This window comes from Sutcliffiella horikoshii (assembly GCF_002157855.1).
Taxonomy (GTDB): Bacteria; Bacillota; Bacilli; order Bacillales; family Bacillaceae_I; genus Sutcliffiella_A; species Sutcliffiella_A horikoshii_C.
In genome coordinates, this window is the sequence record NZ_CP020880.1 from 2641287 (window position 1) to 2664843 (window position 23557).

Annotated in this window: 32 protein-coding genes; 5 read left to right on the forward strand and 27 right to left on the reverse strand. The window is 41.1% G+C overall.

From position 1 onward, the window contains the following. Positions 1–23 precede the first annotated feature (23 nt). The 12 genes from B4U37_RS13670 to B4U37_RS13725 all read right to left on the reverse strand — a co-directional run bounded on the left by B4U37_RS13670 (position 24) and on the right by B4U37_RS13725 (position 6925). Complete coding sequence (locus B4U37_RS13670; RefSeq protein WP_088018671.1) at positions 24–488, reverse strand: NUDIX hydrolase; 465 nt, start codon at positions 486–488, stop codon at positions 24–26. A 1-nt stretch (position 489) separates the two neighbouring features. After that, positions 490–855: a hypothetical protein gene (locus tag B4U37_RS13675; RefSeq protein ID WP_157663789.1), complete on the reverse strand. Its 366-nt coding sequence runs from the start codon at positions 853–855 to the stop codon at positions 490–492. A gap of 61 nt (positions 856–916) precedes the next feature. Next, positions 917–1417: a GNAT family N-acetyltransferase gene (locus tag B4U37_RS13680; RefSeq protein WP_088018672.1), complete on the reverse strand. Its 501-nt coding sequence runs from the start codon at positions 1415–1417 to the stop codon at positions 917–919. Then, on the reverse strand, positions 1414–2196 hold the full coding sequence (locus tag B4U37_RS13685) for an aminoglycoside adenylyltransferase domain-containing protein (protein ID WP_245839985.1): 783 nt from the start codon (positions 2194–2196) through the stop codon (positions 1414–1416). The genes B4U37_RS13680 and B4U37_RS13685 overlap by 4 nt, the downstream gene beginning before the upstream one ends. Beyond that, entirely contained in the window at positions 2180–2800 is a 621-nt protein-coding gene (lepB, locus tag B4U37_RS13690) for a signal peptidase I (protein ID WP_088018674.1), read from the reverse strand. The genes B4U37_RS13685 and lepB overlap by 17 nt, the downstream gene beginning before the upstream one ends. A gap of 84 nt (positions 2801–2884) precedes the next feature. Beyond that, positions 2885–3112, reverse strand: coding sequence for an HAD hydrolase-like protein (locus B4U37_RS13695; protein ID WP_245839987.1), 228 nt, complete (start codon positions 3110–3112; stop codon positions 2885–2887). Positions 3113–3129: 17 nt separating this feature from the next. Next, entirely contained in the window at positions 3130–3483 is a 354-nt protein-coding gene (locus B4U37_RS13700) for a cupin domain-containing protein (protein WP_088018676.1), read from the reverse strand. Between the two features lie 17 nt (positions 3484–3500). Continuing rightward, positions 3501–4286, reverse strand: coding sequence for an ABC transporter permease (locus tag B4U37_RS13705; RefSeq protein ID WP_088018677.1), 786 nt, complete (start codon positions 4284–4286; stop codon positions 3501–3503). Beyond that, positions 4287–5051 carry an ABC transporter permease gene (locus B4U37_RS13710; protein WP_157663790.1) on the reverse strand — a complete coding sequence of 255 codons (765 nt, stop codon included), beginning with the start codon at positions 5049–5051 and terminating at the stop codon, positions 4287–4289. A 4-nt stretch (positions 5052–5055) separates the two neighbouring features. Beyond that, complete coding sequence (locus B4U37_RS13715; protein ID WP_010194234.1) at positions 5056–6006, reverse strand: ABC transporter ATP-binding protein; 951 nt, start codon at positions 6004–6006, stop codon at positions 5056–5058. Positions 6007–6344: 338 nt separating this feature from the next. After that, complete coding sequence (locus B4U37_RS13720; protein ID WP_010194233.1) at positions 6345–6593, reverse strand: DUF2552 family protein; 249 nt, start codon at positions 6591–6593, stop codon at positions 6345–6347. Further along, positions 6590–6925, reverse strand: a complete 336-nt coding sequence (locus B4U37_RS13725) for an iron-sulfur cluster biosynthesis family protein (RefSeq protein ID WP_010194232.1) — start codon at positions 6923–6925, stop codon at positions 6590–6592. Before B4U37_RS13725 ends, B4U37_RS13720 begins: the two co-directional genes overlap by 4 nt. Positions 6926–7092: 167 nt before the next feature. Here B4U37_RS13725 and B4U37_RS13730 point away from each other — a divergent pair, with 167 nt between their 5' ends. After that, positions 7093–7305 (forward strand): CDGSH iron-sulfur domain-containing protein, encoded by a 213-nt coding sequence (locus B4U37_RS13730; RefSeq protein ID WP_010194231.1) that lies wholly within the window; start codon positions 7093–7095, stop codon positions 7303–7305. Between the two features lie 57 nt (positions 7306–7362). Here B4U37_RS13730 and B4U37_RS13735 read toward each other — a convergent pair whose 3' ends face one another. From B4U37_RS13735 to B4U37_RS13770, 8 genes are all read right to left on the reverse strand, one after another. Then, a complete protein-coding gene (locus tag B4U37_RS13735; RefSeq protein WP_088018679.1) occupies positions 7363–8697 on the reverse strand; it encodes an MATE family efflux transporter in 1335 nt (444 codons plus the stop codon). 21 nt (positions 8698–8718) lie between these two features. Next, positions 8719–9489, reverse strand: a complete 771-nt coding sequence (locus tag B4U37_RS13740) for an ABC transporter ATP-binding protein (protein WP_088018680.1) — start codon at positions 9487–9489, stop codon at positions 8719–8721. Continuing rightward, entirely contained in the window at positions 9486–10313 is an 828-nt protein-coding gene (locus B4U37_RS13745) for an ABC transporter ATP-binding protein (protein WP_088018681.1), read from the reverse strand. Before B4U37_RS13745 ends, B4U37_RS13740 begins: the two co-directional genes overlap by 4 nt. Continuing rightward, complete coding sequence (nikC, locus tag B4U37_RS13750) at positions 10310–11164, reverse strand: nickel transporter permease (protein ID WP_088018682.1); 855 nt, start codon at positions 11162–11164, stop codon at positions 10310–10312. Before nikC ends, B4U37_RS13745 begins: the two co-directional genes overlap by 4 nt. Next, positions 11164–12114 (reverse strand): nickel ABC transporter permease, encoded by a 951-nt coding sequence (gene nikB / locus B4U37_RS13755; RefSeq protein ID WP_088018683.1) that lies wholly within the window; start codon positions 12112–12114, stop codon positions 11164–11166. Before nikB ends, nikC begins: the two co-directional genes overlap by 1 nt. A gap of 64 nt (positions 12115–12178) precedes the next feature. Then, positions 12179–13711 carry a nickel ABC transporter substrate-binding protein gene (gene nikA, locus B4U37_RS13760; RefSeq protein WP_088018684.1) on the reverse strand — a complete coding sequence of 511 codons (1533 nt, stop codon included), beginning with the start codon at positions 13709–13711 and terminating at the stop codon, positions 12179–12181. Between the two features lie 14 nt (positions 13712–13725). After that, positions 13726–14601: a DMT family transporter gene (locus B4U37_RS13765; protein ID WP_088018685.1), complete on the reverse strand. Its 876-nt coding sequence runs from the start codon at positions 14599–14601 to the stop codon at positions 13726–13728. Between the two features lie 243 nt (positions 14602–14844). Then, on the reverse strand, positions 14845–15462 hold the full coding sequence (locus B4U37_RS13770) for an HAD family hydrolase (protein ID WP_088018686.1): 618 nt from the start codon (positions 15460–15462) through the stop codon (positions 14845–14847). Between the two features lie 121 nt (positions 15463–15583). On the opposite strand from B4U37_RS13770, the gene B4U37_RS22580 reads away from it, so the two are divergent. Further along, a complete protein-coding gene (locus tag B4U37_RS22580) occupies positions 15584–15709 on the forward strand; it encodes a hypothetical protein (RefSeq protein ID WP_280524607.1) in 126 nt (41 codons plus the stop codon). 185 nt (positions 15710–15894) lie between these two features. Here B4U37_RS22580 and B4U37_RS13775 read toward each other — a convergent pair whose 3' ends face one another. Next, positions 15895–16722, reverse strand: coding sequence for an SPL family radical SAM protein (locus tag B4U37_RS13775; protein ID WP_088018687.1), 828 nt, complete (start codon positions 16720–16722; stop codon positions 15895–15897). 100 nt (positions 16723–16822) lie between these two features. Between B4U37_RS13775 and B4U37_RS13780 the strand changes: the two genes are divergently transcribed. Beyond that, positions 16823–17062 carry an HPr family phosphocarrier protein gene (locus B4U37_RS13780; protein ID WP_010194213.1) on the forward strand — a complete coding sequence of 80 codons (240 nt, stop codon included), beginning with the start codon at positions 16823–16825 and terminating at the stop codon, positions 17060–17062. Positions 17063–17333: 271 nt separating this feature from the next. On the opposite strand, the gene B4U37_RS13785 is transcribed toward B4U37_RS13780, so the two are convergent. Both B4U37_RS13785 and B4U37_RS13790 read right to left on the reverse strand, forming a co-directional pair. After that, positions 17334–17657 (reverse strand): YolD-like family protein, encoded by a 324-nt coding sequence (locus B4U37_RS13785; protein WP_088018688.1) that lies wholly within the window; start codon positions 17655–17657, stop codon positions 17334–17336. A 42-nt stretch (positions 17658–17699) separates the two neighbouring features. Then, positions 17700–18956 carry a Y-family DNA polymerase gene (locus B4U37_RS13790; protein WP_088020296.1) on the reverse strand — a complete coding sequence of 419 codons (1257 nt, stop codon included), beginning with the start codon at positions 18954–18956 and terminating at the stop codon, positions 17700–17702. 183 nt (positions 18957–19139) lie between these two features. On the opposite strand from B4U37_RS13790, the gene B4U37_RS13795 reads away from it, so the two are divergent. Together B4U37_RS13795 and B4U37_RS13800 are read left to right on the forward strand one after the other, a co-directional pair. After that, positions 19140–19337 (forward strand): YqzH family protein, encoded by a 198-nt coding sequence (locus tag B4U37_RS13795; RefSeq protein WP_088018689.1) that lies wholly within the window; start codon positions 19140–19142, stop codon positions 19335–19337. Between the two features lie 80 nt (positions 19338–19417). Further along, positions 19418–19933, forward strand: a complete 516-nt coding sequence (locus B4U37_RS13800; RefSeq protein WP_088018690.1) for a hypothetical protein — start codon at positions 19418–19420, stop codon at positions 19931–19933. Here the strand turns inward: B4U37_RS13800 and B4U37_RS13805 are convergent. From B4U37_RS13805 to B4U37_RS13820, 4 genes are all read right to left on the reverse strand, one after another. Beyond that, on the reverse strand, positions 19909–20667 hold the full coding sequence (locus B4U37_RS13805; RefSeq protein ID WP_088018691.1) for an ankyrin repeat domain-containing protein: 759 nt from the start codon (positions 20665–20667) through the stop codon (positions 19909–19911). The two genes, B4U37_RS13800 and B4U37_RS13805, sit on opposite strands and share 25 nt — an antisense overlap. Before the next feature lie 242 nt (positions 20668–20909). Next, on the reverse strand, positions 20910–21506 hold the full coding sequence (locus B4U37_RS13810; protein WP_088018692.1) for a DUF3221 domain-containing protein: 597 nt from the start codon (positions 21504–21506) through the stop codon (positions 20910–20912). Between the two features lie 109 nt (positions 21507–21615). Continuing rightward, a complete protein-coding gene (locus tag B4U37_RS13815) occupies positions 21616–22407 on the reverse strand; it encodes an SDR family NAD(P)-dependent oxidoreductase (protein ID WP_088018693.1) in 792 nt (263 codons plus the stop codon). 3 nt (positions 22408–22410) lie between these two features. Further along, positions 22411–23388, reverse strand: a complete 978-nt coding sequence (locus B4U37_RS13820) for an MBL fold metallo-hydrolase (protein ID WP_245839989.1) — start codon at positions 23386–23388, stop codon at positions 22411–22413. Positions 23389–23557 lie beyond the last annotated feature (169 nt).

Genomic DNA, 23557 nt, shown 5'->3' on the forward strand with positions numbered 1-23557 from the left:
ATTTATTGATAATATCCTGAGATTTAGTTATTAACTATTAGATGCTCGGTGGTTTCAGGTAGTTCTTTTAACGCCTTCTTTAAAAACTCGGGGTATAAAACTACATCTTCTAGCTCAGTGATTGGTACCCATTCATAAACCAACCTTTCCCCTTCCACCCCATGAAACGGTCCATTGGGAAGAGCTTGTTTATCTTCAGTTGAAACAAGATAGTAAAAGCCTATTTCATGAACTTTCTTCTCACGGTATTCAAAGAAATTTTCTACAATCCAAACCAGCCTTCTAATTTCAACGGATAAATCCAGTTCTTCTTTAAATTCGCGTTGCAGGCTGAGGGGGGATGCTTCGTTCATCTCCACTCTTCCACCCGGCAGCGACCAGATTTTGTCCTCGCTTGCTCTGTGAAGGAGGATACGGCCGTCCTGAATCCAAACTCCAGCTACTCTGTAATTGAAAACAGCTTTTTCTGTATGGAAAACTACATCCACTTTATTCACCTCCTTTGAGATCGTTTATTATGGTTGCAATTTGTTCAGTCAGTGTTACTTGGCTGCTAATAATCCAAACCAAAAATGCGATTAAAACAATTGAATAGAATGTTACGTACCTTTTCCAGTTTTTTTCAGGTCTAAATGGCTTATAAGCGTTTTTGAATAACAACAAAAAAAATACCAAGCAAAATACATATGTCACATTCCAATAAGCATTTGCTTTTGATATCAGCTCGATTGCTTGTATTGCTTCATTGGTGGGAGTGTTTATTACTTGATCCTTTATTATGTATCCTTTTTCAATGGTTAGATCCCCATTTTCATGATATTGATACGAATATCCTGTTAAATTGAAGTTGGTCACCGTAGTAAATAGTATGAGGCTAAGGGTACTTAGTATATAAAAAATAAAAATATGTTTGATTTTAATTTTTGAAATGAGTATCACTCCAAGCTTCTAATGACTTCACAAATACAACCCGGTCCTGCCCAATCCCGTCATAGTTCTGATGTATCGGAATGCCTTCTATAACCATGTCCCCATCCGTCATGGTAAAACCCATTCTAGTATGGAACTTAATAGAGGTGGCATTCACAGGCGAGGTTACACAACTCACTTCTGTACAGCCTTTTTCCTTAACTGCCTGAAAAAAATGTTCATAAAGTGTTCTTCCGATATTTTCCTTACGTGCCTTAGGGTTCACACCCACAAAATGTATGTATGCTTGGTGTAGATTGGATGGAGAAATAAAGCCTATAACAAACCCGATGGTCTCTTCGTTTTCTTCTATAATAAAACTCGTGTCTTTAAAATGATGAATGAATAATCGTGGCAGCATGTCGACCATATCCCGCCCGCCCCACCATGTGTTAAGGTTAGTGGATATGCGGAGAAAGTCTTCGTCTTGTATGTTTCTTATTTTCATATGATTGACCTCTCTATCTCACCTTGTATGTAATCTCTAACACTTTTTAGCTCTTCATTCTGAAATGCTCCTATTCTATTGCCTTGATAGCTCTCAACCACTTTCCGGATGGTCTCTTTGTACTCTTGTGGAAAAGAAGTAAGCCCATATTCTCCCGCTTCTAGTTTGGAGGAAATGATTCCCTCTTTTACGTACCAATACACTCTTATCAAATTCAACACACAATATACCGGGTCCGCCTCTACGTTTTTTAAACAATCCTGATAATCTGCGAGGATTGAAGATAAATAGTGAGTGCTTGGAATGACAGGAAAAACATCATCTATCATAGGACCTTCCCAGCATATGCCTCTATGATTGAGTATACTGAGATGAGCTGCCAGATCAGGGTCCACTTTATGCTCAACGTTAATTGCCTCGTATTGACCTGTTAACAACTCTGTTTCAAAGACTTGTCTCCATCCTTCACTATAGTGGAATTCATAGGGACTTGGATGGGTCCAGTTTTTAAGTTGATCTTGTGTTAAAAAGCTGATTTCAATAGGATATGGGTAGTTAGAATTGGCAAGCAGGAATTTTGCTAGTTCGCATTGCGTAGGGATGTCTAGCGAATTTTTCACAATTACCAATAGGTCTACATCACTTTGATCAGGATTAAAGCCACCCATTGCCAATGAACCATGGATGTAAATGCCGACAAAATTCTCGTCTGTTATGGCTTTGATAGTATTGGTTAATTTGTTAAAGTAGCTTTCCATATTCTTATTCAACTGTATCAACCCGATTAAATGGGAAATATCTTAGAACCACTTTTCCCATCACGTTTTCTTTCGGTATAGAGCCTATCTCACGGCTGTCTCTGCTTTCATTCCGGTTATCCCCCATCACAAAAACATGACCCTTTGGAACTGTCACTTCTTCAAATGGAAACAGCATTTCTTCTTGTAGATACTCTTCTACCAACGCCTCCCCATTCCTATAAACGGTTCCTCCCCGATATTCCAACTTGTCGCCCTCTACACCAATCACTCGCTTGATCCAGTAATTGTTTCCCTGAGTTTCGTCCAGCAACGCGTTTACTAATGGACTCTCCTTGAAATTATCTGTTAGACTTCTTTCGCGCTCCACCCGACTATCAATGACAACAATATCATTGTACTTTGGGTCGATTCCCACCATGTACCCGCTTTTGAAGATTAACACTTTATCACCATCATCTTTACTGGTCCAGATATCCTCTCCATCCAACGTCGGTTCCATGGAGCTCCCTTTAACGGTAAATGGCTGCACAACCAATGCACTAACAAGAAAAGCGAAAAAGAGGCCGATTACGCATGCCTTCCCCCAACTAAACAATTCTTTTTTAAATTTTTCTGTTTTCATATGTATCACCCTAACAAGCTATTTTGGTTTGTTCCTGTCCCAATAATACGATATGGAAGGGGAAAAGGTTCCATTTTCCAATGATTACTTCACTACTTTTTCACCTATTACATTTTTCAACTCTTCAAAACTACTAATCACCAGATCCGCTTGTGCCAGCTCTTCTTCCTGCGCAAAATCAAACCTGGATCTAATTGCCGTCAATCCATTTCCTTTTGCCGCATTTATATCTGACAGTCGGTCCCCTACAACCGCACCATGATGAATAGAGTACTTCTTCACGATTTCCCCCACAAGTTCTGTCTTATCCAAGGATTCAATTTGGTTGTCTATTTTTCTTGAAGAAGGGAGGTATCGATTGTTTCAGATTCAACTACCAACGCAAGCATCCCGCTCTCGCTTCCTGATTCATGCCATTCACCCTCCTCCCACATGACTCCTTCTCCACTTTTTATAGGGGTTTTTTCTCTGTCTGTTCCAGTTACCCACCCATCTCCTTGGACTACAATGAACAACTGCTGTACGGTTGCCTGATGATATCCCACTACACCGCCAGCATCCAATTGAATAAATCCGATACTATTCTCCTGCTTGTTTCTACAAACTTTTATAAAATGGGCACCCTGTGAATCGTATTGTTTTATCGGGAAACCTATTTCTTTATCAAACCGAAAAAATTTCATTGCTTACTCCTTTCATATTACACATTTTTAAACAAAGCACCTTGCCTTCTTGCCAGTCGCTCCATCACATTGACCAATATGAGGGCAATGATGAAATACGCCGCACCTACCATTAACTCATTTAACAAGAGCGGACGTATTGCGTTATTTTCCAACTGATAAATAGACCGAATTGCTTCTATGCTATTAGTAAGAGGCAGTACTCTTGCCACGGCTTCCATCGGTCCAGGAAGTAGACTGACAGAAAAGTTCACTCCACAGAAAACCTGAAACGAAGCAATCATGAAATTCAAAAACAGGTTTACATTTGAGAACAATAAACTGACACATGCAAAAAGCAGTGAAAAGCTCAAAAGAGAGAACATGGTTACCACAAATAGAAGTAGCAAATAACCAAACTGCTCCACCGGAAGTTCAATTCCAAACAAAAGTCTCGCGATGATAAGCCCTACTATCAAAACAAACAATCCATCCAGTAATGGAACTATTGCTTTTCTTGAGATGATGACAAATGTTGAAGTTGGGGAGGCAATATTCAACTCCAATGTCCCATATTGCCTCTCCCCTCTGAACATGGACATAAAATTAATCATCATCGTCCGGCCGGTATAAAAAACAACGTTACCAAGTACAACATAAGACAAATAATCAGGACCCGCAATCGCACTGACCAGTGTCGCAAAAAACAAATAATGCATGAAAGGATCTAAAATCCTAAAGAGAATAAACAATCTCAGTGTTTGAAACGAATAGAGAGCTTTATAAGATAGATAAGTAAAACCGAATTTGTTTAGCAGTATCATCTATATCGCCCCCAGACTGCCATGATTTCTTAACACCATTTCCATTCGTTTGATGATGAGAACAGAAAGGAGAAAATACACAACACTTATCAGTAATGCAATTCCCATGGTCGTAAACATTTGCGGTGACAAGGCAAGGGTTTCGTATACCCCCTGAATGCCCCACGTCATAGGAATTACGAAAGCAATGGCCCTAAAAACCCATGGCAAACTGTCGACTGGCACAAACACGCCACAAATTAAAAGGACCGGGATCAAGATTAAATTCTGATAATCAAATACATTTTGAAACGCAACAAATACGATGGCAAGTATCATGCCAACGACACTCAGGGAAAACAACAATACTAGTACCGAAAGAAAAAAGAGCCCATAATCCTGAATCCCAACTGGCAATTGAAAAATGAATCTTGCGTATACGAAACTTAGAATCATGGACAAAAGAGCGATAAATGCATTACTAATCGCCTTTGTTAGAATCACTTGGAATAAGGATACAGGGGCTGCAATTAAAAGCTTCAGCGTGTCGCTCCATTTTTGAGCAATCAACGCCGAACCAGAAGAGTAAAGTACATAGCTCCACATACTAATTAAAGCAGACGCCACCACAAACTTTTCCACATTCACGCCACCGCGCATCTGCTGCAGGAAATAGACAATTGCCAAGAACATCAACGGTTGGAAAAACAGTAAGAACTGATACATTTTGTTTTGAAAATTAGTAAAATATTTGAGCTCTCTTACTAATAAGAAGAAAAAATTCATGGCGTCACCCCACATCCTTCATGTGGTGAACATACGCATCTTCTAACGATATCTCACGTCGTTCAAGCTTAATGACATCGCCATACTTTGCGAGATATTCTTTCAATTGATCCAAACGGGCTTCTTCCTCTTCCACCTGAAACATAACAGAGTAATAAGGTGCTTTAATTTCTGTCACTTCTACCTGTTGTAGGAACTTATCCTCTTTTAGTTTGTCAGTATCATAGACTTGCATCGTAGCTTCAAACAACTTTAGATGGTTGCAACTCTCTTTTATATGTGTCGGTTCCCCAATCATACTGATTTCTCCATTTTTAATAAAAGCAATTCGATCACACAGCTCATCCGCTTCCTGCATGTAGTGCGTCGTTAAAATGATGGTAATACCTTTTTGGGCAAGTTCTTTCACAATATCGCGGAGAAGTCTTGCTCCAATTGGATCGAGTCCGATTGTCGGTTCATCAAGGAAGATGATTTTCGGATCATTGATCAAGCATCGTGCAATATGTAGTCGTTGTACCATTCCTTTAGAATATGTATGTATCTTCTGGTTTGTTGCATCTGTTAACCCTACTAATTCAAGTAACTGGGAAATCTGTTGGGATTGATCTTTGTTAGGGATCTTATATAAGGTGCAAAAATAGTGCATATACTCTTTTGCTGTAAGTCGCCCGTAAACTCCCCGCTCTCCTCCGTAGACAAAATTAATTTTGTCTCTAATTTCACTGCTTTCTTTTACCACATCGTACCCGAGTACTTTGACGCTTCCTGTTGATGGTAAAAGCAACGTTGTCAAAATTTTTATCGTGGTGGTTTTTCCTGCTCCATTCGGTCCAAGAAGTCCAAATACTTCTCCTTCCCTGACCTCGAAGTTCACTTGATTAAGTGCCGTCTTTTTTTCACCCTTCATTTTGTATATTCTTGACAAACTCTCAACCTCAATTACATTTTTCATATTTTTGGCCCCATTCTGAAAATTATAACTCTGATTATAGAGAAGATTGGGTGAGGTGTAAATAATTGGTTCTATTTTCTCCGGGAAAATAGGATTTTTCTATCATTTTTTTCCACCAAGATTACTTACTGTCGAAAACTCACTGTTTACTGTCGGTTTGGAGTGAAATACGGTCCGAATCTATTGAAATACAAGCCAAAGTCCTCTACTTACTATCCAAACTTTATGCAATACAAGCCAAACGACATATAACAACAATATTCAGCACATATGGTAATCCCAGCACAAAAAAGCCGAAGAACAAAGTTCTCCGACTTTTCTGCATAACTGTACCGAATTCAGCCTAACACATCCGTAATCCCGTCCATATTTTCCGAGATCCATTCAACAGCAACATCCAAGTTCTCAAACTCCTGAACCTCAAATGTTACTTCATCCTGAAGCAGCCAAACATCTTTATCTTCATGATTAATGCCACCAATCGACCAGTGCAACAAGCTGTATGGGTGATTATGATTTAAAAATGAAGCCCAAGTTTTCGATTGGGCCACATTTTTCAATGAGTTGATTTTGCCCCCATTGCTCATTTCGCTCCCTCCACTACCAATAAACTCATTCGTGGATTTAAAATTTGGCTTGGACATTTCAACATATAGCAGTTAGCACTTTCCACAAAATCAACTGTCATGTCTTCATCAAAAAAGAGAAGCTTTGATTTTTCCATTAATAATGGTCCTATGTTTGTTTCTAGCTCCACATCGTCATCGTCTTTTTCCGGTGTGATCCATAGTGCGGAAACTCCGCTGACGACGCATCCACATCCATCTGTATCATATTTTAGCTTTAACCATTTTCCTTCTTGGTTTTCAAGCTTTGCTTTTACTCTTTCTGTTGCTTTCTCTGTGAACGTTACTTTCACGTTTCATGCCTCCAAAATGTTTCATTGTTAGCCTGATTGTACCATATATTGCTCATTAGTATAACTAGAAGGCATTAGGAAAGGATGGTAGTGGATAAGTTCTTGTTGTCAAAATGGATAATTGTAGGTACGATACTAATATCTTTATTAGAAGGAGGAGATTACCAATGTCAAAAGTAACAATTAAAGTGATGGATAACGGAGGGTTCCGTGTAACAGGTGATGTAGAGTTAGTTGATGCAGAGGGAAACAAGTTTGAGGACAAGCCGGCGTTTACTTTGTGCCGTTGCGGCCTATCTAAAAAGCTTCCTTATTGTGATGCTTCACATAAAGGCAATTTCGAGTCCTGTGTGCGGGCTGCCCAAGTACTGAACGACTAAATTGGTGCAGCCGTAACCAGTAAAGCTTGGAGGGGAAATCATTTTCCCCTCCTTTCATTATGAATAATGGAGTCGCTGGAGTTTTGGAAGGTAAAGGAACAAAAAAATAGAACGTCCCAGACTGAATACAACAAAAGCAAGCCAGATACCCTGGTTTTCAAACATAGGTACCAATAACCATATGACTAATAAAAATAGAAGTAGTGCAAGAAAAATAGAGTTTCTAATAGACTTGGCGTCTGTCACCCCTGAAAATATCCCTTCTAGTTGCAAACCCCAAAAGCCCACAAAAGGGAATATCACCATCCACACCAAGTTGTCAATTGCCATATCTCTTACCGTAGCTATATTTGTAAACAATCCGACAATACTATCTCCAAATAGCAACATGAGGACAGCCAGTGTAACAGCAGTTCCTAACCCCCATACTGCAGACAAATTTACAGCTCTATTAAATAGGAATAAATCTTTGCTTCCTAACGCCCTTCCCGTCAAAATACTGGATGCATTTGCAAATCCACCAATTAAATAAGCCATTATATAATGAATTTGTAGCAAAATGGAATTGGCAGCAAGTGTCACCTCTCCCATACCGGCACCCTTGGATGTAAAAATCCCGGTCATAATCAACAAACATATCGTTCTTAAAAAGAGGTCTCTATTTACTTTTACCATCTTCAACAAAGGTTCTGGATCTAGGATCTCTCGAAGCTTCACACTAAGGAACCCCACTGTGTTATGTTTGGCAATGATAAATCCACCAAAGAGAACAGCACTTATTTCAGAGATAAGTGTCGCATAGCCTACACCGGCTACCCCTAGTTCAAACACTAATACAAAAACAATACTTAGGACTATGTTCATTAGATTCATAATCAATTGGGTTGCAAGTGATAGCTGTACTTTTCCCATTCCGATTAACCACCCAATAAACACATAGCTCATTAAGATAAACGGGGCACCCCAAACGCGAATGGAAAAATAGGTGGAGGCAAAGGAAGATACCGCATCGCTCCCTCCTATTACATTTAATGCAATATGTAAAATCGGCTTTTGAAAAATGATAAAAAGCAAGCCAAAAATCATTGCGATAATTATCGGCCTTAGTAAGGTTAATTTGGTTTCATTAATATTATGTGAACCTTGTGCCTGTGCAGTAAAGCCGCTTGTACTTACTCTTAAAAATCCAAGTAGCCAGTACATTGTATTGAAAATGACAGCACCAATTGCCACTCCACCTATGGAAGATGGATCAGGCAGACTCCCAACAACCGCAGTATCGACCGCTCCGATTAGCGGCGTGGTAATTCCAGCAATAATGAGGGGAAATGCCAGTCCCACATACTGCTTGTTACTAAAGGATACTTTCTCTTTAGATACTACTATATTCATACTTTCTTTTCCTTTCTGTCCTTAAAACGAAGCTGCCTTAATCAGCGCCTTCGTATATGGATGTCGATCTTCATGGTAAAGTTCTTCCAACGGGAACCAATCCACCACTAGCCCATCTTTTAAGACAATTATCTGGTTGCATAAGAAGGTGACAGCTCTTATGTCGTGCGAAATGAAAAGTATCGTCATTTCTGTTTTTTCTTGAAGACCTTTTAGTAACTGCAGAATCTGCTTTTGAACGGTAACATCAAGGCTTGCCGTAGGTTCATCACAAATTAAAAGGCCTGGTTCTAGACTTAGTGCTCTGGCAATACTGACACGTTGCTTTTGCCCTCCACTCAATTCGACTGGAAAACGCTCCAACATATGCGCGTCTAAACCAACCATTTTAAGAAGAGCCTTCGCTAAGTCTTTGCGGGATGCCTCTTCTCTATTTAGAAAAGAGGGCTGAACCTCCTTGAAATTATCTAATGGTTCCAAAACACTTTTCCATATTGGAAGTTTGGGATTAAGCGTGCTGTTAGCATCCTGGAAAACCATCTGGACTTGTCTTCGGTACTCCCGCAATGCCTCTTTCTTTTTTGGCACGATTTGATTCCCTTCAAATGCTATGTAACCTTCCTTATAAGGTTGAAGACCTAACAGTACCTTCGCAAGCGTACTCTTACCACTACCGCTTTCTCCTACAATCCCCACACACTCCCCTTTGTTTACAGCAAGCGACACATTGTCCAGAGCTTTAACTCCTTTGGAATAATGAATTGAAAGGTTCTCTACGATTAATTGACTCATATAAAAATCACCTTCTCTCTAGTTGGCTGAACCCCGCTTCCTTCTCCTGGTAGAGCCAATACACAACCGCATAATTTTTTCGTAAACGGGTGCTGGTGATTACAGCGAATCACTTCAGGAGTTCCACTTTCTACAATCTCACCTTGTTCCATCACATATATCCTGTCCGTCCGCTTGTAAGCCTGGGTAAGATCATGTGTGATCAGGAGAACAGCACACCCCGTCTCTTTTCTCATTTTTTCAATATAATCCAATACCTTTTCCCCGCTCATGACATCAAGGGCAGTGGTAACTTCATCGCAAATAAGTAACGAGGGTTTCAACGCAAGGGACATGGCTATAGCAGCCCTTTGCACCTGTCCTCCACTTAATTGAAAAGAGTAACTTTTATAGACTCTTTCCGCCTCTAGTCCCATTTCGGCAAGTACATCTAAAGTTACAGCTTTTGCTTCTTTTTTTGATAGAGGACTATGCGCCCGAATGGTTTCAACCATTTGCTTTCCTACACGGATAAAAGGGGTGAAACTCCCTCTGTAGTCTTGAAAAATAATACCAATTTCCTTCCCAAGAAGCTTACGGTGCTCCTGGCGGGACAGACTTAATAGATTTCTATTTCCATAGAGTATCTTTCCTTTTGCATTCATTTGTCCTGGAAGCAGGTTCAAAATCGCTCTAGCTGTCATACTTTTTCCACAACCACTTTCGCCTATCAATCCAATCATTTCCCCACTAGCGACCTGGAGATTTAATCTACTGATGATTGCTTTTGACTCTTTGTTTTTTTTTACAACTAAGTCTTCAATAGTAAGCAAAGGTTCACTCATCGATTATCACTGCCCTTTCTAATGTCAAAATGATCTTTTAATCCATCTCCCAATAAATTGCATGTTAAGACAGTTATCATGATGGCAAGACCAGGATAAATCATTAGGGATGGTACTGCTTGAAAATATCCTCGCCCTTCATTCAACATGGCTCCCCATTCGGGAATAGGCGGTTGTGCTCCTAGTCCGATGTAGGATAAGGCAGAAATCATGAGTATCACCTTACCTACATCAATGGCTGCCATCGCAATGATTTCCGGCAGTACTTGTGGCAAAAGGTGCATGCGAATGGTTTTCCATGTACTTGAGTGGGAAATCTTAGATACAAGGATATACTCTTTTTCCTTTTCTGCCATAACTAGACTTCGGACCACTCTCGCATACATGATCCACCTGACTAAAATGATAGCGAGCACAATATTGGACAGATTCGGACCCAATATGCCGGCAATGGCTATCGCCAGGATAAAATCGGGAAATGCCAAAATACCATCTATCATTCTCATAAAAACTGCATCTACTTTTCCTCCTATGTAACCTGAGATAAGACCGATTGGAACGCCTATTACAATTGCAAGGAATATCGCAAGTAATCCAAGTCCGATGGTTAACTTGGCTCCATACAAAATTCTTGAAAAGACATCTCTGCCCAATTGATCTGTCCCAAGCCAATGGAGGGATGAAGCCTCTTTTAGCCTATTTCCCATATCTATTTGGAAGGGATCATGGGGAGCCATTGCACTTCCAAACAAAATGACACCAGCGAGAAGGCCTGCAAAAATGGAACCAATTACTAGATTAGGATTGCGAAGAAGACTATTATTTTTCCATTTTATCGTCATGCTTTCCATTAACTTATCTCCCTTCCATGCCTAATCTGTGGATCGATGAGCAAATAGAGCAAATCTACAATTAAATTGGTCATGACCACTAGGACACCTACCACCATAATGTATCCTTGAATTAACGGATAATCTCGTTGCATCACTGCTTGTACAATCATTTCTCCCATACCCGGCCAGGAGAATAGTATCTCAATTACGGTGATCCCTCCGAGAAGACTGCCAATACTCAACCCAAACATTGTCACAAGCGGAATGAGGCTTCCGCGCAAAGCATGAAATAAAAGGATCCTTCCCCTTCCTAATCCCCGGGCATAAGCTGATTCAATATATGTACTTTGCAAGGTAGAAACGAGTCTTTCCCTCAGTAATTTTATATATAAAGGCGCCATGGCGATCCCCAGAGTGATAGAAGGCAGGACAAAGTGGGCAAGTGTCCCTTTTCCCATAACAGGCAGCAAGTTCCATTTTAATGAAAAAAAGTAGATGAGTAGTAACCCAAGCCAAAAGCTAGGAATGGACGCACCGAGTATAGCAAACCATCTGCTGATATAATCTGGCCACTTCCCTTCATATACTGCCCCTATTACACCAAGTGGAACGGCTATAACGAATAGAGCAATCACCCCTCCTACGGATAAGGCAACGGTCGCTGGAAGTTTATCCAAAATGATTTCCAAAACTGGCCGTTTAGAGATAATAGATTCTCCTAAATCCAATTGTGCTACATTCCATAGCCATTGAACATATTGAACTAAAATCGGCTTATCAAATCCATATTCCTCCATGACCCTTTCCTTATCCTCTGTGGTGGATATAACATCATCCACTTTCAATAATGCCCTGACCGGATCTCCTGGGGTTATTTTCATCAGGATAAATGTTGCGAAGGAAAGTATCAAAACTATAATTATCAATTGAAACAATCTTGAGCTGATAATAGAAACAGCCTGTCGCATTTTTCCACCCACTTCTATTCATGAAGAAAAGTGAAAGCATCCAGGATACTTTCACTTCATCCATTTATTTTACATCCATCTTGTTTGTTATAAGGTAATATTCCTCTGATCCGGGCTCCCAATCTTTCACTCTATCATTTACTCCTACGATAATGTGCGGGTGCAAGATGAAGGAATGAGGAACCTCCTTCCGAATGACATTTACCGCTTTCTTCTGTAGCTCCATCCTCTTTTCCGGATCTGCTGTGGTGTTTAGTTGTTGAGTTAGTTTATTTAATTCGGGAATATTAATTTGGCCAGGATTCAACGCCCCATCCGGTAGATAAGCAACATTAAGGAAATAACCGCCATCCCCACGAGGAGCTGTCAGGTTAGAGTATGTCACCATATCCCATTCATCTTGCTGTTCCCATAAATAACTATCAATGTTTTCAATGGTGACGATTTCTATATTCACCCCGACAGATGCAGCTTCACCCTGTAGGTACTGAGCAAGCAAAGGAAGCTCAGGTCTTCCTGGATACGTCGCAAGTTTAAGAGTAAGCACCTCACCGTCTCTTTCCATCTTGCCGTCCGCGTTCTTTTTATAGCCTGCCTCTTTCAATAGCTCTTCTGCCTTTTCAGGGTCATAACTTGTTGGTTCCGTTTCACTCGCAAAGGCAAAGTTAGGATTAAATGGGCCTGCCGCCTCTGTTGCGTGACCATTCATTATTTCCTCCACTGCCACTGGACGGTTCACCAATAGGTCCAATGCTTTTCTCACATCCACATCCTGCAATGCAGGATTAGCATTGTTATAGAGTAGAAAGTGAACACGAAGACTTGGTACCGACTCAACCCTTAGTTTGTTGTTGCTTTCAATTGGCTCTAGCGACTCGGGAGGAAGATGATAGGCAATATCTGCTTCACCTGATTGAAGAGCAAGCGCCCTAACATTTCCATCTGAATTAAATTTGATTTTCACTTGATCCAATTTTGCTACTCCGTCCCAATAATCCTCATATCTTTCTAAGTTCACTTCCGTTTCTGAGGTGAAACTTGTGACCTTAAACGGACCAGTCGCTACCGGTTGCTCCCCCATGTTTTCAGCATCCGCTTTAACGATGGAGGTATTTGTATGTACCAACTCTGAAAGAAAGGCCGGATATTCCTCTGTGTTGACGAACGTTATCTCCTGTCCGTCCGCTTCCATGGACTCGATTTTCAAACTAGATGAAATTGCTTCATTCGTTTCCAGCACCCTTTCAAAGGAAGCTTTTACCGCTTCTCCATCCACTGGTGACCCATCATGGAAGGTGACACCTTCCCGAATCTTAAATGTCCAAGTTTTTTCATCTTTTTTCTCCCATGCTTCTGCCAGCCAAGGTTGAATTTCCAGGTTTTCGTCAATTCTAACCAATGTTTCTGCCACTCCAGCACGGACCCCCATCCAATCCTGATGCGGATCCATTGTTTTAGAAGCAAAACTGAATAGCATCGTTACAGACTTATCAGTGGATTCTTTTGATATTTCCTTTTCATTTCCACTACTGCAACCTGAAATAATTAATAACATGACGATAAAAATGGAAAATACCCATGATTTTTTTGATTTCATATTTTTCTCTCCTTTTACCTATTCAGCCTAACAAGGCTCGGTTTGATTTTAGCTTCAGGCATTTTCTGTTTGGAAAGCGCAATAGATGCGCCAATGATTAATGCACCGCCAACAAATGAGAGGACTCCTAAAGTCTCTCCCCAAAAAACAAATCCCCACATTACATTAAAGAAAATTCCTATGTATCGAACGACCTCCACTACCATGATATTTTCATGTGTAAATGCACTCGTTAACACTAACTGTCCTATCAGTGACACCACTCCGATACAGAGTAGGTAGAACCATCCAAGAGGCGTCGGCCACACAAACTCATTCCACATTAGAGGGAGAGAAACAAGTGTACCTGATGCCAGAAAATAAAAAACAATCTCATATTTATGATGTCTTGTGCTTAAATACCGAATCGAGGTGGCTGCACATGCCGCTAAAAAAGCGCTAAGAACACCGACCAGTGCATAAACCGTGTACGAATTATAACTAAACGGGTTTATCAAAAGAATCGCGCCCACAATGAACAGAGGAAACAACATAACCATATTCCTGTTCATTTTCTCTTTTAGAAAATAGCCGGAAAGCATGATGGCAAAGAAGGGCGATAAATGCGCGAGAATGCTTGCATCCCCAAGTGGTATGTGAGCAATGGTAAAAAAATAAGCCACCAGATAAAGGGATCCAAGGGCTCCCCGTAACACTAGCATCGGAACACCTTTTTTAGAAAACGACACTTTTTCTTTTCGCATAAGGAGAAAAATAAGAAAAGCTCCAATAATGCTACGAAAAAATACTATTTCAGACACTGGAATGGTTTCACTTGCAGCTTTTACAAAAACATTCATGATGCTAAATGTTAATGATGATGTAACGGCAAGTAGGATCCCTTTGTTCAATACTTCCCCTCCTATATATGCCCTACAACAACCATTAAAATAGAATGATTACGATTTAAACGCCGTGCTTATTTTGAGCCTATTCGAAAATTCCCTGAATAAAGCGTAATGATTACTATTTGCAAATTTCACTATACACCTCCCTTTTTAAACCGTCAATAACAAATTTAAACTACACGTCTTGTTGCATAATAAAAAACCTTGAAAGACTAAACATCCTCAAGGTTTTTATTTGATTTACGTCTAAAATATTGTTTGAAGATCACGTAGTGAATGAATGATATAATCGTATTCTTCCACTTCTCCAAATCCATAACTAGCATAGACAAAAGGAATACCCGCTACTTCCGCCGCTTGCTGATCTCCAAGCGTATCCCCCACATAAACAGGGCTTTTAAGTTGATTGCGCTCTATGATTAATTTTATATTTTCACCTTTTGAAAGTCCTGTTCTACCTGGATTCTCATAGTCCAGAAAATGTGTCTCCAATTGATGGTATTTATAAAAAGCCTCTATGTATCCTTCTTGGCAATTACTCACAATAAAAAGCTTGTATTTTTGAGATAAGCTCTCTAACACTTCTTCTAATTGTTCGTAGAGTTGACCGCCTTTTTGCTCTAGAAGCACTCTCTCCGCTTCACAACATTTGTTCGACAATTGAGTACGATACTTTTCTTCTATATCTGGAAAGAGAATCTTTTCTATTTCATGCATTTGCAACCCCATGGTAGCTTTGAAATCCTCCCTTGTTAACTCTTTCTCGATCTTATCATCATTATTCAGAATCTCATTCCAAGCCACCAGTACTGTTTCGCTTGAATCCCATAACGTACCGTCTAAATCAAAAATAATGCTGTCCATTTGTCACCCTCCTTTGTTTTATTATTACTATTTTTCTATTGTATCGTATCTTTACATTTTTCTGCGAATAACAGTATCCTTCTTCCAATTTTATCGCCTGTAAAGAAGAGGTGGTTATTAAATGAAACACATTTATATAACATTGTTGCCGATTTTATTCTTCATTTCCGCTTGCAGTTTCGGTGAAGATGTAAGTGCTCCAGCCTTGCCTGATGTTAGTTCTCCAGTCATGTCTGCAGATTTTTGAATTTAGCCTTACATATGGTACCTATGGCAAACGGAGAACTTTATACATAAATTAGTCGCAGCAAAGAAGGTCTATCGGGAGCTACCTGACTCTAACGGCTGGTATGAATAATAACTAAATCTTTCAGAGTAGCGGTGGCCTCATCAAAAGCTTAGGATCCTTGTTATCCTAAGCTTTTGACTCTACTATACTTTGGGTGGAAAGAAGCCATCCGGACTCTGGATAACTTGTTCTTCAGGAAATACCGTTCGCATTACCTCAAAAACCTCCTGTTGCACATTTCCTTCCACCCACTTCGCCTTTTCTTCCGTTTCATATTTCTCATATACACCTAACCGGGCCGTCCGCTTGCCTCCACTTCCGTCCCCTGTAAAATCATCCACACATACCCTGTCCACTATCCCTTTTAGTTTTAACGCAAATTCTTCGGAAAACGGCAAGGCTGGTGCAATAGCCACTTGGGTTGGAATTCCCTCTTTATGCAATATTTTTAATGCTTTAAGTCTTGCAGGTATCGGTGGAGCTGAGGGTGAAAACCTTTTGCGTACCTCTTCTAGATCGGTTTCTATTGTGATGCTTACCATCACGCGGTCTCCCAATTTCTTTAGAATGTCGATGTCTCTTGTCACAAGTGGGCTTCTTGTTTGAACAAAAAGAAAGTCAGGTGGCTCTTCTGCCATTACTTCTAATTGTGTTCGGGTAACTTCTTCCTTGTGTTCCACCGGTTGATAAGGATCGGTACTGGATGACATGAAAATGCTGATGGGCTGCTCTTTTTTCCTTAAAAGTCTCATTTCTTTGGCGAGCTTTTCTTTTACATCCTTTTTCACATCCACCCATGTGCCCCATTCCTGTTTGCGGAACAAACCAACCGGGCTTTGTCTCACATAACAATAGGAACAACCAAAAGCGCAGCCGATATAAGGGTTGAGGGTGTGGGTATAGCCTTTTAGAAACCCACTCGCTTTCGTCAAAAGTTTTTGTGGGGTCTTTTCCGTCACTTCCACTCTCATCCTTTTTCTCCCTCCTTCCATAATATCAATATTTTTCTCTTGTTGTTTCCATCATTTTCTTTATACTTAAAGTATTACAATACAAAAGGGGTAGATACATATGGTACTTACAGTTTTAAAACCTATTTTTGCCGAATCTGCAAGCAATCTAGTGAATACAATCAGTTCTTATTCCGGGACAGTTCTATTTAAAAAGGAGCATTGGGTGGTTGATGCCAAAAGTTTGCTTGGTGTCTTGGCACTTGCCCTTCAGCCAGGCCAGGAAGTAGAAGTTACTTCTGATGAAGGCGAAGAAGTATTTGAGGCGATTTTGGCTCTTGGGTACTTTGAAAAGAAATAATAATGGAGCATCCTTCCTCATTCATTGGGAAGGATGTTTTTGTTTGGCTGTTTTCTTTTTCTAAAATAAATGTTGTTATTGGTTATTTTTACCGTTCCTTTTCGCTGCAGTCACTCGCTTTCCGCGGGGCGGTGCTTGAGCCTCCTCACTTCGTTGCGGGGTCTCAAGTCTACCGCTACCTCCCGCCGGAGTCGAGTGCCTTCCGCTTCAATCCACTCATCTGTATTAAGTTTCTTGAAAGCAACAAGCTTTGTGAAAACAGCCTTATTTATCAGGAAATATCCAAAATATCCTCTACACATAAACAGCCCGCTTCGCCGAATTTATCCACCACATGCAAGCGCCTCTGATAGGCATCGAGATGATGCACCGCTCCTACAAACAGATGGTATCTTCTTTTTTCATAATAGGTAATGGTTACTTCCTTACCCGTTTCCATCGCTTCGCAAAACAGATCATTCATTTCTTCTAGCCGTTGTTCATCAATCTCGGGCTTGGTTTGGTATAAATCCTCTTTGGTCCAATCGCGCAGCATTTTCACATGCTCCGGCAGCATCATGGACGTCCATTTAATGGTTCCGCGATCTCGTATCATCTTTAAACATCCTTTCTCACGTTTCTAGCTATAGCAAATCCTCTACGCTTTATGCCCACCAACCAACCTGCTTCGGTGCACCGCAGTTCCGGCATTTGTATAGGATACAGCCCGCAATAGCGCATTGGTTCCGTATTTTCCGCGGATGGTGTCCATTACATAGCCTAGGTCGCGTTTTTTTGGCTGTTCGAGTTCAAACAAGTTTAGTTGCATTTCACTGTCATCCACAATGTTAGAGAGCGAGATCGCAATCTTTCGGACGGTTTTTGGTTCATAATTTTCCTCAAACAACTCAAGGCAAGTACGGTATAAGTCCATGGTGACGTTGCTTGCTCGTTCCATTGTTCGAGAGCGATAGAATCCTCCGCCAAGTTCATCGCGGCTGTAGCCAATTCCAAGACTGATGGTACGGCCGGCTTTTCGATGATGCCGCGTTCTCCTGGCGACTTCCTCACAGATTTCTAAGATGACTTGTTTGACTTCTTTCGGGTCTGTATAGTCGCGCATTAAAATCTGACTTTTGCCAAAGCTGATCTGCCCCTGAATAATGGGAGCGCCAAGCTCTGATAGATCAATCCCCCAGGCATGATAGTACAACTGATTTCCCATCACACCAAACTTTTTCTCCAGCAGCTCGAGGGGGTAATTTGCGAGCTGTCCAACATTGAAAATCCCCATTCGATTTAAGGTTTTTTGTACTCTGGATCCAATTCCCCACATTTCACTGAGAGGGGAAAGCGGCCAAAGCTTTGTTTTCACATCGTCATAAGTCCACTCGGCTATGCCCTTCTTTTTTGCTTCAAGATCTAGGCATAGTTTTGACATGAGCATATTCGGGCCAATTCCGATGGCGCATGGAAGCTGAAATTCCCGCTCCATGTCCTCTTTGATTTTTTCAGCAATCGTGGTGGCATCTCCCCAAAGCGCTTCTACCCCGTCGACTTGCAAGAAGCTTTCATCGACACTATAGGTATGGATGGCATCCTTTGGGACATATCGGTTGAAGAGTCTCGTAATTTCTGTGGAGATGCGCAGATATGTTGCCATCTTGGGGTTTACAATATGGATGCGTTTGTCGTTTGGAATCTCAAACCGGCGGGAACCTGTCTTGATACCAAATTCCTTTTTCAACATGGGAGAGGCTGCAAGCACCACGCTCCCCTGTCGCTCTGTATCCCCAACCACCGCCAAATAGCAAGTGAGCGGATCGAGTCCCATCATCACTGCAGAGCAGCTTGCATAAAAGCTTTTCATATCTACACATAAAATCTTGTTGTTTGGCATCTTGCTGTAATCCATGCCCACGAACCTTCACACCTCACTAAACAGAAAGTATGTTCGCATTAGTAGTATATACCCAATAATAAGCGAATATACGTTCGGTTTCAATGGTAAATTCCACTACATATTTCGACAAATACCTTTTTCAAGCTCTTGTTAAGTGGGCAAAACCCTTATAATAAAGGAAATGAGGTGAACGAAATGGAAAGAAATTTAGTGAAAAAAATGATTCGAAATTGTTTTATTCAATATCAGCATGACGTTGAATCTGTTCCGCTTAATGAGGAAGAGTACGAAAAAATGGCAGAGGAAGTGAGCAGAGCGGTTGCCGAAGATGCCGATCTAGAAGTGTTTGATGCGGTCAATGATGTAGTGTATGAATTTTTGAGTAAATGGTAAGAGACATAGCAAAATAATTCATAAATCCGACGTAATTACACAAGATAAAAGAAGAGTTCATCTAGAAAAGGAGCGACATCATGAAGAAAAAGCCTGTGCTTGTATTATGGATAATGGTATTCATCTCCATTCTGACACTCCCTTTTCTTGGGTGGAAGCACTTTAAACGTTTTTTGCCGGGAACATTATTTATGTCTATATTAATTGCATTAGAGAGCATTGTGGCGGAAAAGTATAAATGGTGGGCTATCTATAAAAAAATCCCGCCCTATTTTGTAAATGAATTTGCATTTATAGTAGGACCGTTCTTTGCCGGTTCCCTTTGGATCTTACGTCTTACATATGGGAGGTTCTACTTGTACTTCCTATTGAATGCAATTGTAGATGCAATATTTGTATATCCCGTATACGTATTTTTTAAAAAAATAGGGGTATTCGAAATGAAAAAAATGAACCGCCATCAACTATATGGACTATTTTTAATAAAATCCTTATTGATGTACGGATTCCAAGCTATGTGGGAGAAGTACATCTCTAAGAATTCAGCCAAAGAACCTAAACGAAAAAAACCTTACTCCATTGCCTCTGCAGAGTGAGCACCATTATTACGTAGCCACTCAATTAGTTTCACATCCGTGTTATTACGAACTGCAGCATCAAGTGGAGTAAGATGATCATAACCGATCCAATTGAGATCCGCTCCTTGGCTGAAAAGGTATTCTGCCGCCATCAGATGACCACCATAGCATGCTAGCCAAAAGGCTTGAGTAGTTTCGAATGCGGAAGGACACTGATCACCTTCATAGTACGCTTTCACTTCATCAAGCATCCCCAGTCCCGCTGCATTCCAGAGCTTAGCCTGTGCTCCATTCTCTACTAGCAAGCGGGCTGCATCCCATTGCCCAAATGCTACCGCATCATCTAATGGGGTTCCTTCTGCGATTACTGCACCTGTGGCATTTATGTCCGCCCCAGCATCAAGAAGCTCCTGGATCACTTCCACATCATTACTGCTCGCAGCCCAATGAAGAGGTGTTTCCGTGTGATGACCAGTAAACCTAGCATCCACTTCTGCTCCCGCCTCCACTAGTGTTCGGACAACCGTTGCTCCGTTCGGAAAGTGTCCAGGCCAGTCGGTCGCCACATGAAGCAATGTGCGGGACACTCCAAACGCGTCAGATATTTTATCATGATAGCCTTTGGCGATAATTCTTGCCGTGGCAAGGTCAGGATGAGCGGCAAGTAAACGCTCAAGAACTGGAATATCACCTGTTTGTATTGCTTTAATGACCTCGATACCTAAATTTTCGTCTTCTAAGATAAAATTCATAGTACTTTGCCTCCATTTCATGTCTAGGATTACAAGAAAGTCACGTTGGATGATACTTACTGTCGGAAATGTCAAAATACAAGCCGAACTCACCTATTTACTGTCCAAACTCAAGGCAATACACGCCAACCGACAAACTTCGTCAAATCCCAACAAACCACCCTCGCTAAGGAAACTAGGAAACTCTCAATGAACAAAAAAACGCCTTGCACCAATCACACAAGACGTCTCATAAAAGGATATTATCCCTCTTTCACTTCCACCTCAATATCAACCGGCTCGCTGTCATCCAACAGGTTCTTTAAAGTTACCTTATACGATTGCTCCCCCTGCTCCGTCACTTCCTCGACGTGCCACGGATACCCGGCTTCCACTTCTTCTAACGCCTTGGCAATAGCCTTTTGTTCGAGTTCATCCTGCCCTTCATCTACCACCACTTTTATGGCACCAGACTGGGCTGGAAAGGATTCTGCAACTATGCCAGAGTTCCAGACAATTACTTTCATACCCGCCATAAGATCAGCTGCTTCCAACGGCTCCCCTGCAGAGTTTTCGACCTTTGTGCTCTCTTCAAGCGTGTACATAGTTGCCGAAGTGCCAGAGCCGCCACTGCTTGGGTGTTGACCTGTCACTAAAATACGGGTTTGCCCTTCATCAGAAACCGAAACGATATAACCTGTCAGATCTTCAACTGCCTGATCATCAACATCCACCGGTTCTTCATTTGGTGCTTCCTCATTAGAACCTGAACTGCTGTTGTTGTCGTTGCCACCAGCTGTTCCACAACCGAATAAAAGAAGGAAACATGCCAGCAATGACATGAATTTTACTGTTTTCATCCTTTTCTCACCTCTTGCTCTATTGGACGAAAGAAGGATGGAAAGGTTACAAGCTTTATAATAGAGCTGGATGTTATTTTTAAGAAACTAAGCGGTAACAAGAGCCTAACTATTTTTGTCGAAAAGCCTTGCCGCCGAATTTTTCCACCACTCCTGGAAACACCTGATACATTTTGCTGGCCATGTTCATCCAGCCTGGAAGATTAATTTCCCGGGTACGAGTGAACATCGCATCCGCTATCCGTTTGGCAACATAATCAGGCTCAAGCATCCACTTATCCACTTTCTGCTTATAGCTACCAGATGAATCTGCAATATCAAAAAACTCCGTTCTGATTGGACCTGGATTAACAGATGTTACAACAATATTCGTATCATAAAGCTCCATTCGCATGCTATTGGTGAAACCGAGAACAGCATGCTTCGTTGCTGCGTACACACTCGACTTCGGAGTCGCAATTTTCCCAGCCTGTGAAGCAATATTGATGATATGTCCCTGATTTTGCTCGAGCATGGACGGCAAGACCATCTTCGTACAGGCAATTAATCCATACACATTGACCTCAAACATCCCACTCATGTCATCAAGGGAAAGATCTGCAATATCATCAAACTTTCCGTAGCCAGCGTTGTTTACCAACACATCCACAGCAGGAATCTCGGTCATTACTTGTTTGAAAGTATGTTCGATATCTGCCTGTTTACGAACATCCAATTGATAAAAAGGCGCTTCTATCTGATGATTCATCTTTATCTGAGCAGCTACCTGTTCCAACTTATCCAAGGATCGTGCCATGAGTACCGGTGTTGCTCCCCGCTTGGCAACCTCAAGAGCAAGTGCTTTCCCAATCCCACCTGAAGCTCCAGTAATAACGATATATTTACCTTGAAGACTAGCCATCGCTTACTTCCCTCCTGCTGTATATGTATAGGGCTTGGATGTTGCATCTTCTACAATCAAGCCCTTATCAAGAAGATAATCAATCTGGCCGATTGTTTCAGAAAGTGTTAGTAAAAGTTGTTTTTCATAGACAGATTTAAAAAGGAACTGACAGATCTCATAGGCAGTGGCTGGCTGATTTTTGAGGTAGTTTAAAACCTTGTTTGCTCGTTTATCCTGCTGCTTTAATCGGGTCTCTAATAATACTGGGACATTTTTAACAATATCCCCATGTCCTGGAAGCACCCGTTTTATCGGTAAACGTTTCATTTTTTCAATAGAGTGAATGTATTCAAGCATCGCTTTCTTCCGTTCCGCTTCATCCACATAAGGGGGCTCCACCAACGGATTAGGGGAGATATCCGCTAAAATTAAATCTCCACCGATTAATGTTCCACTCGTCTCATCAAAAAGAACAAGATGGCTGCTTGCATGCCCCGGCGTTTCCATGATGCGCCAATTTGCCAAACCGTCCAGGCGGTCCCCTTCTCCAACAAAAGAAGTGAGCCCCCTTTGGCATGCAAAACGTAATGGCTTGTCAATGGCATCCAATACAGGATAAAAGCGTTCCTCCACTCCCATTCGCTCAAATAGCTCTTTATAGTATGCTTCATGAGTGGAAAAGTAACGTTGGTCCTGCGTCATCCAAGGGTGTGCACGTTTATGCCCATATACTGGTATATTAGCAGGAAAATAATCCAATAAACCAACATGATCTGGATGATGATGTGTCACTACCACTTGATCAATGTCTAATACCTTCAGTCCATGACTGCTCAACTCGCGCTGAAAAACTTCCCAAGCTTCCATTGTTTTCACACCAGCGTCCACCAGTGTCACTTTATCGGTAATGATAATGTATGTATGTACGTCCCCAACCGCAAACGGAGTCGGGATTGTAATTTGTTTAATCTCTTGCTTACAAGAAATGTCGTTCATCATAATCCCCTTTTAATTCGTTTTAGTATATATATAAGTGATGTACAAAATTATAACGAAATAATAGAACCAAAACAGCCATTGAATAACCATTCAATTATAGAATGCACTAAATAAGGGAAAAAAGAAAGGGGTATTCCTGAATAACTATTAAAATTTCCCAGTTCATTTT